The sequence below is a fragment of the bacterium SCSIO 12643 genome (assembly GCA_024398135.1).
Classification (GTDB): Bacteria; Bacteroidota; Bacteroidia; order Flavobacteriales_G; family Salibacteraceae; genus CAJXZP01.
In genome coordinates, this window is record CP073750.1 from 2,254,336 (window position 1) to 2,269,999 (window position 15,664).

Here is a 15,664-nt window from a genome sequence, read left to right on the forward strand (position 1 = left end):
GTTAATAAATAGAATTAGTATATTCGCAGCCCAACAAAAAATAGGAAAGAATAATGGCCGCAATTGGATCAATTAGAAAACACTCAGGACTCTTAATCGGAATTATTGGTAGTGCAATGTTACTCTTTGTCTTAGGAGGAGCATTAGAATCAAGTAGTACATTTTTTAACGGACCTAATGATGAGATCGGTGAAATCAATGGAAACAAGATTTCGTATCAGGATTTCGAGACTAAAGTAGCGGAAATTCAAGCGAATTCTCGTGGAGGTCAATCTGATGAAGAAAGAAAGCAAATTCGTGATCAGGTGTGGAACAATATGCTGAAAGATTTAATCTTAGGAAAAGAATATGAAGCATTAGGTCTGACCGTTACGGATGAAGAACTTTTAAATATCATCAAAAATGAGTCAAACAATCCTTCATTAAAACAATATTTTACTGATCCGCAAACAGGTCAGATCGTTCAGAATTATGCAAATCCTGATGGGTCATTAAATGGAAATGCGGTAATTGAATACTTGAAACAAGTGGTTTATGCGGATGGTGAGAATTCGGCTGAGGCTTTAGCTTCATGGAATAACTTTCAGGAAAACTATGTACGTAAGCCAGCTGTAGACAACAAGTATGCAATGTTAATTGCAAAGGGAGTTTACATTACTGATGTAGAGTTAGAGCGTAAAGAGTTGGATCAAAATAGTAGAATTTCTTTCAACTATGTAGGTGCTTTCTTTAACGATACTCCGGATGAGTCAATCAAGGTAACCGAAGACGAGTTAAGAGCATATTACAATGCACATAAATCAGAGCCGGAATTTGAGCAAAAAGAATTAACAAGCTCTATTGAGTTTGTGACTTTTGAGGTTGCAGCTTCAGACGAAGATAAAGCGAATTTAAAAGCGGAACTAGCTGATTTAAGAACTGCATTCGAATCAGCAGAATCAGATACATTATTTATCAACGAAAACGGAGATACTCCTTTCAATATCAAATGGCGTAAAGACGGAATGTTCCCTCCAATGTATGATACTACAATTACGGCTGCATCTGTTGGGACAGTAGTAGGTCCGTTCTTAAATCTGGATAAATTCCAAATGGTAAAAGTACTGGATAAGCAAATGAGACCTGATTCAGTAATGGCAAGCCATATTCTAATGCAGGTTGAAAACAACAATATTGCAGCTACTCGTGCAATTATTGACAGTTTAAAAACGGAAGTTGAGAATGGAGCTAAGTTTGAAGATTTGGCAACAGAGTTTTCAGTTGATCCAGGATCAGCAGCAAAAGGTGGTGACCTTGGATGGTTTGTTGAAGGTCAAATGGTACCTACATTTAATGATGCTTGCTTTGAAGGCAAAGTTGGTGATTTAGTTGTAGTAAACTCTCAATTTGGAGTACACTTAATTAAAATTACAGATCAAACTGAGGCAAAAGAAGTAGTGTTAGTAGGAATTCTGGATAATACAATTGAGCCAAGTCAGGCATCATACGAAGCAGCTTATAATGCAGCAAGTTCTTTTGCAATTACAAACAATACTCCAGAGAAATTCACAGAAGCTTCAGAGGGATTAAATAGATTGGATGCTCCAAACTTACGTCCTGATGACATGAACTTAATGGGAAGACCTAATACACGTAAAGTAATTCGTTGGGTATTTGAAGCAGAAGCAGGTACTGTATCTGATGCAATGGAAACTGGCGATGAGTTTATCGTAGCAATGGTTACTGAAGTTAAAGAGAAAGGAATTTTGCCATTTGAGTTGGTAGAAGAAGTGATCAAGCAAAAAGTAATCAATGAAAAGAAAGCTGAAATGTTAGCGGCTAAGATGCAAGGAGGAGACATCAATAAAGTGGCTCAAAGCATGAATACAACAGTTCAACCAGCTAATGATGTAGCGTTTGCTTCATTCAGTATTCCTGGATTAGGAAATGAGCAAAAGTTACTAGGAATGGCTTTTTCATTAGAAAATGGACAAACATCTAATCCAATCGTTGGAGATAGAGGTGTATATGTTTTAATGGTGAATAAGAAAGATGTTCCTGAAAACGTACAGGTAATAGATGGAACAAGACAAGGTTTGATGGCTGCATTTAAAAGTAGAGCATCATATGAACCGTTTATTGCTTTAAAAGCAAATTCTGATATACAAGATAACAGATATACTTTCTTCTAGATAGAAGAATCAAGAAATTAAAATGCCGTAGGAACTATTTCTTACGGCATTTTTTGTATAGACTAGTCACTTAGTCATTAAAAAAGAAATACATTTAAATTTGTGTGGATGAGAAGTGAAAAAGAAACAAAAAGAAATTTACTGATTGTAAGTACATCAACAGTTCATGGGAAACCATATTTAACCTATTTAACACCGGAAATTGAAAAGCATTTTGAAGAAGTTAAAGAATTAGTGTTTGTCCCTTTTGCCAGACCTTCTGGGTTAACCTGGGATGCATATACAGAGGTGGCTAGAAAATATTTTCATACCATTGGGATTCATGTGAAAGGTGTTCATGAATTTGATAATATGCAAGAGGCCATTAGAAATGCTAATGGTGTATTCATTGGCGGGGGGAATACGTTTGTGCTACTAAATGAATTGTATGAAAATGGATTGATAGAAACATTAAGAGATCAAATTCATAGTGGGATGCCGTATATGGGAACCAGTGCAGGTTCAAATATGCTAGGGATGACTGTGAATAATACCAACGATATGCCTATTGTATATCCACCATCATTCGATGCTTTGGGAGCGGTTCCTTTTAATATTAATCCGCATTACCTGGACCCGGACCCAAATTCAAAACACATGGGTGAGACAAGAGAAACCAGAATTAAGGAGTATCATATTTATAATGATAAAATTGTGGTAGGTTTACGAGAAGGAAGTTATTTGAGAGTGGTTGGCAATCAAATCTCTTTAGGAGGAGAGTTAACTGCCAGAATATTTGAAAAAGGAAAAGATCCATACGAGGTAACTACAGAAACAGATATATCATTTTTAATACAATAACGAATTATGAAAAAGATTGGATTATTACTATCAGGAAGTGGCGTTTATGATGGCTCTGAAATTCAAGAGACCGTATTCGCTTTATTGGCTATTCACGAACAAAATGCAGATGTGTTATTTATGGCTCCAAATATAGATCAGATGCATGTGGTGAATCATTTGACAGGAGAAGAAATGCAGGAAACGCGTAATGTTTTGTATGAGTCTGCCAGAATCGCGAGAGGAGATATTGAAGATGTAGCAAATGTGAATGCAAATGATATTGATGCATTGGTAATTCCAGGAGGTTTTGGTACTGCAAAAAATCATACCAATTGGGCGGTTAAGGGCCCGGATTCGGTAATTAATGATGAAGTAAAAAGATTGATTAATGAAGTTGTTGATGCAAAGAAACCGATAGCAGCACTATGTATGGGGCCGACTACAGTGGCTAAAGCATTAGAGGGAACAGGTAAAAAAGCGTTATTAACCGTAGGTACTGATCAGGAGAAATCCCCGTATGACATTTCGGCTATTTCAGAAGGAGTGAAATCAGTTGGAATGGATGTAGCGATGAAGACGATTCGCGAAGTGAGCGTAGATGCTGAAATGAATATAGTATGTGCGCCTTGTTATATGATGGAAGCATCTGTTTTGGAGGTTCGAAATAATATAAAGACTGCTATTGATGAAATGTTTAAATTAGTGAACTAAAGTTAACTAATTGTAAAGTTTTGAGCTTTTTATGGCATTTTTTTTGCTTGACGTTCACAACTATCATAGATTCGTATTTACTTAAAACATTTATTATGAAAACCGTTACAATTAAATCCATTAGCCTTTTTGTACTAGTCTTTGCTTCTGTTGTGGCATTTGCACAAGACAAAATCTATAAAAGAAATAATGAAGTAATCATTTGTGAGATCACCGAGTTAGGAGAAGATGAGGTGAAATATACCATGGAGGAAACAGATGATTTGGTTTATGTGATTGATAAAGATCGCATTGAAAAAATCGTGTTTGAAAGTGGTAAAGAAATGGTTTTCCATGGGAAAATGACTGATCCGGAGTTATATCTGGGACAAAATAAAAATGCGTTTAAAGTTGGAATGTTTTCTCCAATGACCGGAGCTTTAAGTTTGGGTTATGAGAGGTCTTTAAAGCCTGGAGCAAGTATTGAAGGGACTTTAGGTTTAATTGGTGTTGGTATTGAAGAGACCAGAGTTGACAATCCTGTAGGCGCATATATTAAAGCAGGATATAAATTTATTAATACACCTGATTTTGCGTTAAAAGGAATGAAGTATTCTCATATTCTTAAAGGGGGATATGTAAGACCAGAGTTTGCTTTTTCAACTTATCAAAGAGATATGAGTTTGTACAATAGCCAAACGGGAACGTATACGGAATCAAGAGAGAATATCGTTGCTGGAGCGTTAATGCTGAATTTTGGTAAACAATGGGTAATGGGTAATGTGTTCTTAATTGATCTTTACGGAGGTATCGGATATGGATTTGATAACATGAAATCAAAACAAAACTATTACGATTATTACGGACCAACATATCACTATGGTTTTACTGTAGGAAGTGAAATTCCATTAGCTTTTACAGCTGGATTTAAAGTGGGAATCCTTACTAAATAAACTCAAAAGACATTAAAGAAAAGCTCGGTTTTACCGGGCTTTTTTTGTTTTTATGGTTTTTCTAACATTTGGAATCATTCCAAATAGTACTTTTGCAGCGATATGGGTAAGAGAACAGTTGATATTATGGCTCCTGTGGGGAGCTTTGAGAGTTTAAGAGCAGCTTTTCAAGGAGGAGCGGATGCCGTGTATTTTGGAATCGAGCAATTAAATATGCGTGCAAGATCATCGATCAATTTTACGACCGATGATTTAGTTGAAGTGGTTAATTTATGTCATGAGCACGGGGTTAAAGCGTATTTGACCTTGAATACCATTCTATATGATCACGACATTAATTTGATGAAGAAAATTGTGAAAACTGCATACGACAGTAATGTGGATGCAATTATTGCAATGGATCAGGCGGCTATTAGCTATGCACATAGTTTGGGAATGTCGGTGCATATATCAACGCAGATTAACATTACCAATATTGAGGTGGTAAAATTCTATGCGAACTTCGCAAATGTGATGGTATTGTCACGTGAATTAACACTTCAACAAGTGAAGTCTATTTGTGATGCTGTTGTTAAAGAAGATGTGCGCGGGCCAAATGGCGAATTGGTGCAAATTGAGGTTTTTGTACACGGTGCATTATGTATGGCAGTTTCAGGTAAATGTTATTTGAGTCTGCATACTGCAAACTCTTCAGCAAATAGAGGAGCATGCAAGCAAAACTGTAGAAGAACTTACGAAGTAAAAGATAGTGAAGGTAACGAGTTGATGATAGATAATGAGTATATCATGTCTCCAAAGGATTTGTGTACTGTTACATTCCTGGATCAAATTATTGAAACCGGAGTAAGTGTACTTAAAATAGAGGGAAGAAGTAAGGGGCCTGACTATGTAAAGGAAGTTACCTCATGTTATAGAGAAGCAGCGGATGCAGTTGCAGAAGGAACCTTCACTCATGAAAAAGGAAAAGAGTGGGAAGAGCGAATGGATAATGTGTTCAATCGTGGTTTCTGGGGTGGATATTTCTTAGGAAAAGAATTGGGAGAGTGGACCGATGAAGATGGTTCTAAAGCTAAGAAAAGAAAGATTTATATTGGTGACGGTGCAAAATACTTCGGGAAGATTGGTGTAGGTGAGTTCGTGCTTAAGAATGGGGAGTTGGCATTGGGTGATGACATTATTATTACCGGCCCAACTACGGGAATCGTAGAGCATACTGTATCTAATTTGCGTTTGGATGAAGCTGATGTAGACACAGTAAAACGAGGAGATCGCTTTACCTTTAAGATCGATCAGAAAATCAGACCAGCAGACAAACTGTATAAAATTGTAGATGCGTGATACAAATCGTTCAACATCGACATAAATGCATTGGGTGTAATGCATGCGTGGAAGCTGCTCCTGAGTACTGGAAGATGAGTAAGGCCGATGGCAAGTGTTACTTGAAGAAAGCAAAACAAAAAGGGGAGTATTTTATGATTAATGCTCCTGATTTTGCCTTGGATGAGAATGTCCAGGCCGCAAAAAATTGCCCGGTTAGGATTATTACTGTTAAGCAGTTATAAAGGCCCTAGTATTTGGTCTTGAGGTCATCATCATTAAATAACATCAGGTAGTTGTTGTATCGGCTTTCAGAAATTTCACCATTTTCTAAAGCCCTTTTTACTGAACATCCCGGTTCATTTATATGGACGCAGTCATTGAATTTACAATCTCCCAGGAATTGTTTGATTTCAATAAAGTAATGGGCTAAATGTGCTTTGTCAATATCAATCATTCCAAAGCTTTTTAATCCTGGTGAATCAATTAATCTAGCACCAAAATCGGTAAAAAGCATTTCAGCAAAGGTGGTGGTGTGACGCCCTTTCTCGTTATAGTCTGAGATTTCATCTACCCATAAATCCAGACTGTTGTCCAAAGCGTTAATTAAAGAAGATTTCCCAACACCTGATTGTCCGGTAAATAAAGTGGTTTTATCTTTCATTAATTCTTTTAGCTCAGTTATTCCCTTGCCAGTTACAGCTGAGGTGGCTAACATTTGATAACCAATAGGACCATAAATTTGAATCAGGTCATCAAAGCGATATTCATCTTCTTCAGAATAAATATCCGTTTTGTTGAAAGCTAAAATTACCGGAATATCATATGCCTCCGCGGTAGCTAATACTCTATCTACAAAACCTAAAGGAGTTCTGGGCATGACCACAGTCATTACCAAAACAATCTGGTCAATATTAGAAGCGATGATATGAGATTCCTTGCTTAGATTGGTTGCTTTTCGAATCAAATAATTTGTTCTGGGCTCCAGTTCAGTAATTACAGCATGTTCGTCAGTAGTATCAACATGAACAATATCGCCTACAGTAATTGGATTAGTCGTACGAATTCCTTTAGTACGAAATTTACCTTTAAGTCGGGCCTTGATAAATTCACCATTATCTAGTTTGATTTCGTACCAACTACCTGTAGATTTTGTTACATAACCTTTTGCCATAAATCTGCTGAAAAATAGGCTTCAAAAGTACGGAATATGATAGGAGCTTGAATAATTTTTTTGAATCATAATCGTTTTTAAAAGTTAATGTTCGTTGAATTTTAGAAACACTATGTGACACAACGAGAGGTTATCTGTATTTTTGATTTTGTTAAGATGAGTATATGTCAATTTCAGTAAAAAATATCACTAAAATATATGGTGCGCAAAAAGCACTGAATAATGTTTCTTTCGAAATCCAACCTGGAGAAATTGTTGGTTTTTTAGGCCCGAATGGAGCAGGAAAATCTACGATGATGAAGATCATTACGGGATATTTGCCACAAACTTCGGGAGAAGTAAGTGTGATCGGCATGCATATAGACGATAATGCGCTGGAATTAAAAAAGCAGATTGGCTATTTACCCGAACACAATCCACTGTACCTGGAAATGTACGTTTGGGAATTTTTAGAGTTTACAGCGAATGTGACTCAAGTACAGAATAAGAAAGAAAGAATTGCGGAAGTGATCAAATTGGTAGGCCTGGAAAAAGAACAAAATAAGCTGATCGAAAGCTTATCAAAAGGATACCGTCAAAGAGTTGGATTAGCACATGCTATTTTGCATGATCCTCAGGTGCTTATATTGGATGAGCCTACTACAGGTTTAGATCCAAATCAGATTGTAGAAATTCGTAATTTGATTCGTGAGATTGGTAAAGAAAAAACAGTGATGCTTTCTACGCATATTATGCAGGAAGTTGAGGCGATTTGTAGCCGTGTGATCATTATCAACGAGGGACAAATTGTAGCAGATAAACCTATTGAAAATATCAATGAGGTGTCTGAAGGTTTCCGTATTATTAAAGTGCAATTTGAAGGTGAAGTATCAGAAGTTGTATTCCATAGCATTAAGAATATTGTAAATATTCAATTGGTAGGAGAAAGTACTTTTGAGTTAAAAACAAAGTCATCGGTTGATATCCGTCCTGATATATTTTCACTAGCGGTCAAGAAAGATTTAAAAGTTCTGGAACTCTCTTTAGTTGAGAAGCAGCTGGAGCAGGTTTTCCATGATTTGACGGAAAAAAAGAAGAAATAACATTTATGTGTGGAACTTACCAATAAAGAAATAAGTCGGAATTTTAATTGGTTAGGGCATATATATAACCCATTAAAAAAGATTTTTCTTTGGAACAGGCCAGAAAAAGTAATCTCACGAAGTATCCCGTTTATGCGTAAGGCTTCAAAGGCATTGGTCGTTGGAGGAGGAGCGGATAATACCGTGTTAGAGTTATTAAACCAAAACAAAGTAGATACGGTTACGCATGTAGATATTTCAAAAGTGCTATCAGAAAAGTCGCAAGCAAGAATTAAGAATATTGATGGATCAGATCAGGTAACTTTTTTGGTAAGGTCATATTTAGAATATAATTCAAAATCTAAATATGATGCGATCCTATTCCCATATTATTTGGATTTGTTTGATGTCGGTGATTTGAAAGATCAAATAAAGCACACCGCGACATTATTAAAGTCGAACAGTTGTGTATATGTGATTGATTTTTCATCAAGCCAAAATCAATCGATCTGGATGAAGTTAAAAGTGAGAATTTTATACTTATTCTTTTATCCTGTTATTCGCAATCGAAATTATAAAATACCTGATTTCGATACTTCGTTTAAGGAAATAGGATTTAAAAAAGAATTTGAAGAGTGCTTTTATGGAGGTTTTTACTCGTTAAAAGTATTTACAAAATAGATTTGAATATGACCATGATGGTAATAATCGCAAAGTAGAAGACCATAGTCCCCTCAACCATAAAAGCATTGAATAACGCAGCATTATATTTTTTAAATAGGAGGATAATGTAAGTCGCCCAGGCTTGAGATAAGATCATTCCAATAACGACTTCAATACCATAAATATCACTGGTAAAAAACTGTAAAAACGTGATGATTGTTGGTATGGTTAAAAGCGATATAGATAGCCAGATAGCTTTTTCGTTATTGAGTAACAACGGAATGGTTTTTAGATTCCACTTTTTGTCTAAATGTGCATCACGAATATCAAAGGGAATGGTGATGGCAAAGATGAAGAAGAATCTCTGTAACCCAAGTAACCATATGTCATTGGTAGAAACGGATTGAATCAAAATTAATGGGATGGTTGAAGTGGTTAGCGTGACTACTAAACTGATGGCATAAATCTTTATCCCAGGAATATCTCTCAGCCTTTTCCATCCGGATTGAGTTGGAATGAGGGGTAGAGAATAAGCTATTGAAATCAAGCCCAACGGAATAATGAGTTGCCAAATTTGTAATGTGAGTTGTGGTATACAGAATAGCAAACCAATAAAACCAACCGCTACAGAAATTCTGGCCATCAAAGGTTTTTTATCCACCTGACGTTGTGCAGGCGTATATTCTACCGGGATGGTTAGGTAAATCCCAATTAGCCTGTGAAGCGGATAAAGGAATAGAGTTGAAAAAAATAGGAATGAGATGTAATAGAAGTCAAAATCAAACTGACTTATTGTTATATATGTAGCTAATGTAATGGCAGTAATTGGAATAGCAACGTAGGTATTACTATGAACAAATCGAAGTAAAAAAAGTTTGAATGGTTTCCGATGGGAATGAGAATGTACATGTTGAGGAGAATCCAATGGTATAATTTTAAAAATTATTGATCCAACGATTTTCCAATTCCCACTCCAATCACAGTTCCTATTAAACTTCCAGCTAAAGCGTTAAAGGCTTTCTTGCTTCGAGCAACCTTGATGTATCCTTCTTGATAAGCCGGGTGACTTAAAATAGTTGTGCTTCTTTGATTAATATTTTTGATATCAATTTTTGATACCCCGGCACCAATGGTATAAACCAAAGGAACACCTGCAACATAAAATCCATCACGTAAAAGGTAACCCAGGCCGGCTCCAACAACCACTCCTAAAACAGCGGTCATCTTAGGGTGATAATCTGCTTTTGCATCTTGTTCTCCCAAAATGAATAAATACATTTCATCGGGAGTAAGATAATGATCCAGTTCCTCACTTTTATAGTACAGCGTATCAACAGAACCATTTTCATATTTGATGTCGAAGACCATTTCAGAAGCAACAAATTTGTCTTTTAATCCTTTTTTCTTCTGAATCGAGTAATTAACGTTGATGCTATCTACCGATGTAACTTTTGCCACTATGACATTCCCACCTAAAAGTGTTATGGTGTCCTGCCCCTTGAGATGGATGGAATATGACAATCCAAGGATGGCAAAAACGTAGAAAAACAATCGCATAAGTTTATTCTTTTTTGAGGCGCCAAAGATAGCTTAATTAGGAAATGAGGGAATAGACAAAATTTTAGATTTAATTAATGGATTTTGTATACGTAAATGGTTTTAATCAGAGGGTTAAAATGTTAGTTTTGTGGACTTGAAAAAAACGAAATAGAATTAGATAAATCGCTTTATGGAGTACAGGAATTTTACTAGACGTCATATTGGTGTTAATGACCACTTTGAACGTCAAATGTTGGATTATTTAGGGTATCAAAATATTGATGACTTAATTGAAGATACAATTCCATCAAATATTAGGTTGGATAAGTCCATTTCAATTGGTGAAGGAATGAGTGAAATGGAATATGGAAAACACATCACTGCATTAGCGAATAAGAATAAGCAGTTTAGATCTTATATTGGAATGGGGTATTACAACACGAATACACCTCCGGTAATCTTTAGGAATGTGTTCCAAAACCCAGGTTGGTATACGGCTTATACTCCTTATCAGGCGGAGATTTCTCAAGGGAGATTAGAAGCATTGTTGAATTTCCAAACAATGATTGTTGACCTTACAGGGTTGCCATTGGCAAATGCCTCTCTTTTAGATGAAGCAACTGCAGCAGCAGAAACAATGTTGATGTTCTATCACTTACGCTCTAGAAAGCAAGTAAAAGCCAATGTGAACAAATTCTTTATTGATGAGAATGTTTTCCCTCAAACTATTGATGTGATTAAATCTCATGCAAATGCTTTAGAAATAGAGTTAATATTCGGTGACTATCAAGAATTTGCTGGGGACGAGATGTTCTTTGGAGCATTGGTACAATATCCGTCTTCTACTGGAAATATCAACGATTATAAAGCTTTCGGAAAAGCTATGAATGAAGCAGGAATTAAATTAGGAGTTGTTTCTGATTTAATGGCTTTATCTATGTTGGAAGAACCAGGAAGTTGGGGTGCTGATTGTGTAGTAGGAAACTCTCAACGTATGGGTGTGCCAATGGGTTATGGTGGACCTCATGCAGCATTTTTTGCTACTCGTGAAGAATATAAGCGTAGTATTCCTGGTCGTATTATTGGAGTATCTCAAGATGCAGCAGGTAATCCGGCTTACAGAATGTCGTTACAGACACGTGAACAACATATTAAAAGAGAAAAAGCAACTTCTAACATTTGTACTGCGCAAGCATTATTGGCTGTGATGGCTGGTTTTTATGCAGTATATCATGGGCCAGATGGAATTAAATCTATTGCATCACAAATTCATGGTAAAGCAGTATTGTTACATGAGGGGATCAAAAAAGCAGGGTATCAACCTATAAATGATACTTATTTTGATACAATTTCATTTGCGGCTTCAAATGCGCAAATTGAAGAAATCAGAAACAAAGCAGTTGCATTAGAGATCAACTTAAGATATTTCGAAGGTGGATTTGGTTTGAGTACCGATGAAACTGTGACATTGAATGATATCAATGATATCCTATCCATTTTTGGTGGGGACGCAGTTTCAGGATCTTTCGATAGATCAACAATACCTGCGGATTTGGAAAGAAAATCTGAATTCCTAACAAATGGTGTTTTCAGAATGTATCATTCAGAAACTGAAATGATGCGTTATTTGAAAAAATTAGAGAATAGAGATTTATCTCTGACACATTCTATGATTTCGTTGGGCTCATGTACTATGAAATTGAATGCTGCAAGTCAGATGTTACCGATTGGTCATCCAGGGTTTATGAACATTCACCCATTTGTGCCAATGGATCAGGCGCAGGGATATAAAGAGTTAATCGATGAATTAAATAAAGATTTATCTGAAATTACCGGGTTTAAGCAAATGAGTTTTGAACCTAATTCTGGTGCGCAAGGTGAGTATACCGGATTAAAAGTAATTCAGGCATATCATCAACACCATGGAAATGCACATAGACGTGTATGTTTAATTCCAAGTTCTGCTCACGGAACAAATCCAGCTTCAGCTGTGATGGCGGGAATGGAAGTGAAGATTGTAAAGAGTTTGGAAAATGGAAATATCGATGTAGACGATTTAAGAGAAAAAGCAGAACAGTATAAAGAAAATCTATCTGCGTTGATGATCACTTATCCATCTACTCATGGAGTATTTGAAGCAAGTGTGACCGAAATTATGGATATCATCCACGAAAATGGAGGTTTAGTATATATGGACGGTGCAAATATGAATGCACAGGTAGGTTTGACTTCTCCAGGAAAAATTGGTGCAGATGTATGTCACCTAAATTTACATAAAACGTTTGCGATTCCTCATGGAGGAGGAGGTCCTGGTATGGGGCCAATCGGTGTGAACGAAAAATTAGTGCCATTCTTACCAAATCATACAATGACTGAAGTAGGAGGGGAACATGGAATTCACGCGGTAAGTTCAGCGCCATTTGGAAGTGCTTTGGTATTACCAATTTCTTATGGGTATATCAAGATGCTTGGAACAGAAGGTTTAACAAAATCTACGGAAATTGCTATCTTGAATGCGAATTATATGCATAAAAGATTGACTGAGGCAGGATTCGATATTCTTTTCTCAGGCGAGAATGGTAATGTAGCGCACGAGATGATTGTTGACTTTAGAAAATACAAAGCTGGCGGAATTGAGGTTGTTGACGTAGCGAAACGATTAATGGATTATGGATTCCATGCGCCAACAGTATCGTTCCCGGTTGGAGGAACATTAATGATCGAGCCAACAGAAAGTGAATCTAAGGCGGAGTTAGACCGTTTCCTGGATGCGTTGATTCAAATCAAATCTGAAATTGAAGCTGTTGTAGACGGAAAAGTGGATAAAGAAGATAATGTGATGAAAAATGCGCCACATACTTCTAGAATGGTAGCTTACGAAGATTGGAATCAATCTTATACACGTAAAGAAGCTGCTTATCCAATAGATTATTTATTGGATGCTAAATTCTGGCCATATGTAAGAAGAATTGACGATGCATATGGAGACCGAAACTTGGTATGTAGTTGTCTTCCGGTATCGGCTTACGAATAAAAAAGATAGAATAGGAGCAGCTTTTGTTGCTCCTATTTCGTTTATAAACTTAACTAACAGATAATAACATGAAAAAAACAAATGTTTTATTTCTATTGATTTTGATCGGTTTTTCCGCTAATGCACAAATAATGGAAAGTACCCAAAAATCATATTCTTCAAGAATACTTCCCCAGACTGAATCAAGAGACTTTAGTCGTGCCGCAGCTTCTATAGATACCATATGGAGTGATGATTTTTCAGATACTACGATGTGGACTTATGGCACAGGAAGTAGCGAATGGGATATTGATACTATTCTTACTTCAAATTTGATTTCTCAAGGGTTTGATTCTTATTTAAATTCAACTTCAAAAGGGAATTTCGCTTTAATTGATTCTGATGGAGCCGGAAGTACAGCAACTCAAGAGGCAACAATTGAATATACTGGAAGTATAAATTGTAGTAGTTATCCATCTGTTAGATTGATTTTTCAAACTTATTTAAGGCAGTATCAAGAATCCAGATATGTTTTGGTTTCAAATGATGGAGGAAATGTTTGGGATTCTATTCAGGTTTTGACTCAGTTTGGAACATCTACCAATAGTCCGAATGGATATTTGGAAATTGTAGATATCACACCGATTGCCGGAGGAGAATCAAATGTAAAAATTAAGTTTTTGTATCAGGGAGCAAATGATTGGTTTTGGTCTATTGATGATGTAAAGATTGTATCAGCTCCGAATAATGACTTAAAGTTTATTCAGGAATATTACAATACTGTTACGGATTTAACCTATTCAGCTTATTATAAAATGATGCCGATCCGTCAGGCAAATGCGGCAGAAATAAAATTAGGCGCGACATTTGAAAATGATGGTGTTGCAGCTCAATCCAACACTCAGGTCTTTGCGGATATTAAATATAATGGCTCAACCGTTTACAGCGATACGACAGATACTATTACAGCGCAACCCGGAGCTAGTTATGATATGAATTTTCCAAATAACTATTTTCCAAATAATGGTCTGGGGAAATATGAGATCACATTTGAGGTGAAATCTGACTCTGTGGATGATGTGCCTCAGAATAATGTAAAGACCAATTACTTTGAAGTATCATCATACCAATACCGTTGGGATAATGATACGGTAACCACAGATAATTGGTTTGATGTAAATACAACCTGGGAAATGCTTTTGAAATATGAGATATATGAAACTGATACTGTGGTAGCTGTATCTACATTCTTCCCATTTTCTCAGAGCTCTGGAAGAGGTGTGGCTATTGGAGATTCAATTTCATATTACATTTATAGGTCTTCTGATCTACAAGTTCCTGTTGCGAAGAATGAGTTTTACTATATTCAAGCGGCTGATGTGAATAGCTGGGTCACTCTACCGATTCCAAATGCACAATTAACTCCAGGAACTTATTTTGTGGGTTTTAAAGTGTATAACAACACGAGCTCGGTAGGAAGTAATAGTGTTCTCAATGGACAAACTCCTCCGGTTTCTGTATTAGTCAGAAGAAATACAACTTCTGCAACTGATCCATGGGAGTATACCACAGGGTTTACACCTTTTATTAGAATGTACACTAAAAGTGCGGATGCATGTAATAATGCAAATATTGTGATTACCCATGATATTCATGATACATCAACTTATGGCGCAATTGACATTCAGGTAACCGGTGGAGGTGCGCCACCATATACCTATAGTTGGACAGGACCAAATGGTTTTACAGCTAATACAAAAGACCTCACAAACCTGAGTGATCGTGGAACGTATTATTTAACCGTTACAGATGTATTTGGCTGTGAAGGGAAAGATACATGTGAAGTGGCTGGAGTTGTTTCTGTAAATGATATAGTTAGCGAAGAATCTTTTAAAATGTACCCAAACCCTAATAATGGTACATTTAATATTGAAATAGCTAGTAGCTCTTCAGAAGATGTTCGTTTAAGTATATATAGTATTTTGGGACAGGAAGTACATCGTGATAGGTTAATGATTAAGGGTAATGTTATAAAACAGTATAATCTGAATCACTTAGAGCAAGGCATTTATATTGTAAAAGTTTCGGATGCTAATGGAATGGTAAAAACCATTCGATGGGTGAAGAAGTAATAAAAATATTAATAAATGTGAAGAGCCACTTGTATGAATCATGCAAGTGGTTTTTTGTTTTTTAGGGATAAATAAGTGGTTCCCAATAAGCAAAATATAGGCATATGCATAAAAAATTGAATAAAAGGA

The 15,664-nt window shown here is 36.2% G+C and carries 13 protein-coding genes; 10 read left to right on the forward strand and 3 right to left on the reverse strand.

What is annotated here, in order from left to right; all coding sequences use genetic code 11:
- Positions 1-53: 53 nt before the first annotated feature.
- From KFE94_09550 to KFE94_09575, 6 genes are all read left to right on the forward strand, one after another.
- Positions 54-2,171, forward strand: coding sequence for a SurA N-terminal domain-containing protein (locus tag KFE94_09550; GenBank protein UTW64926.1), 2,118 nt, complete (start codon positions 54-56; stop codon positions 2,169-2,171).
- 108 nt (positions 2,172-2,279) lie between these two features.
- Complete coding sequence (pepE, locus tag KFE94_09555; protein ID UTW64927.1) at positions 2,280-3,011, forward strand: dipeptidase PepE; 732 nt, start codon at positions 2,280-2,282, stop codon at positions 3,009-3,011.
- 6 nt (positions 3,012-3,017) lie between these two features.
- Positions 3,018-3,704, forward strand: a complete 687-nt coding sequence (gene elbB, locus KFE94_09560) for an isoprenoid biosynthesis glyoxalase ElbB (GenBank protein ID UTW64928.1) — start codon at positions 3,018-3,020, stop codon at positions 3,702-3,704.
- Positions 3,705-3,799: 95 nt separating this feature from the next.
- A complete protein-coding gene (locus tag KFE94_09565; protein UTW64929.1) occupies positions 3,800-4,636 on the forward strand; it encodes a hypothetical protein in 837 nt (278 codons plus the stop codon).
- Positions 4,637-4,738: 102 nt separating this feature from the next.
- Positions 4,739-5,974, forward strand: coding sequence for a U32 family peptidase (locus tag KFE94_09570; GenBank protein ID UTW64930.1), 1,236 nt, complete (start codon positions 4,739-4,741; stop codon positions 5,972-5,974).
- Entirely contained in the window at positions 5,971-6,198 is a 228-nt protein-coding gene (locus KFE94_09575) for a ferredoxin (protein ID UTW64931.1), read from the forward strand. The genes KFE94_09570 and KFE94_09575 overlap by 4 nt, the downstream gene beginning before the upstream one ends.
- 5 nt (positions 6,199-6,203) lie before the next feature.
- Here the strand turns inward: KFE94_09575 and rsgA are convergent, their stop codons facing one another.
- On the reverse strand, positions 6,204-7,127 hold the full coding sequence (gene rsgA, locus KFE94_09580) for a ribosome small subunit-dependent GTPase A (GenBank protein UTW64932.1): 924 nt from the start codon (positions 7,125-7,127) through the stop codon (positions 6,204-6,206).
- A gap of 164 nt (positions 7,128-7,291) precedes the next feature.
- On the opposite strand from rsgA, the gene gldA reads away from it, so the two are divergent.
- A complete protein-coding gene (gldA, locus tag KFE94_09585) occupies positions 7,292-8,209 on the forward strand; it encodes a gliding motility-associated ABC transporter ATP-binding subunit GldA (GenBank protein ID UTW64933.1) in 918 nt (305 codons plus the stop codon).
- A 132-nt stretch (positions 8,210-8,341) separates the two neighbouring features.
- Positions 8,342-8,869, forward strand: a complete 528-nt coding sequence (locus KFE94_09590) for a class I SAM-dependent methyltransferase (protein ID UTW64934.1) — start codon at positions 8,342-8,344, stop codon at positions 8,867-8,869.
- On the opposite strand, the gene KFE94_09595 is transcribed toward KFE94_09590, so the two are convergent.
- Positions 8,859-9,776: a hypothetical protein gene (locus tag KFE94_09595; protein ID UTW64935.1), complete on the reverse strand. Its 918-nt coding sequence runs from the start codon at positions 9,774-9,776 to the stop codon at positions 8,859-8,861. The two genes, KFE94_09590 and KFE94_09595, sit on opposite strands and share 11 nt — an antisense overlap.
- A gap of 17 nt (positions 9,777-9,793) precedes the next feature.
- Positions 9,794-10,408, reverse strand: a complete 615-nt coding sequence (locus KFE94_09600) for a hypothetical protein (protein ID UTW64936.1) — start codon at positions 10,406-10,408, stop codon at positions 9,794-9,796.
- A 172-nt stretch (positions 10,409-10,580) separates the two neighbouring features.
- Between KFE94_09600 and gcvP the strand changes: the two genes are divergently transcribed.
- Complete coding sequence (gene gcvP, locus KFE94_09605) at positions 10,581-13,424, forward strand: aminomethyl-transferring glycine dehydrogenase (protein ID UTW64937.1); 2,844 nt, start codon at positions 10,581-10,583, stop codon at positions 13,422-13,424.
- Positions 13,425-13,492: 68 nt separating this feature from the next.
- Positions 13,493-15,535, forward strand: coding sequence for a T9SS type A sorting domain-containing protein (locus tag KFE94_09610; GenBank protein UTW64938.1), 2,043 nt, complete (start codon positions 13,493-13,495; stop codon positions 15,533-15,535).
- Positions 15,536-15,664: the final 129 nt, after the last annotated feature.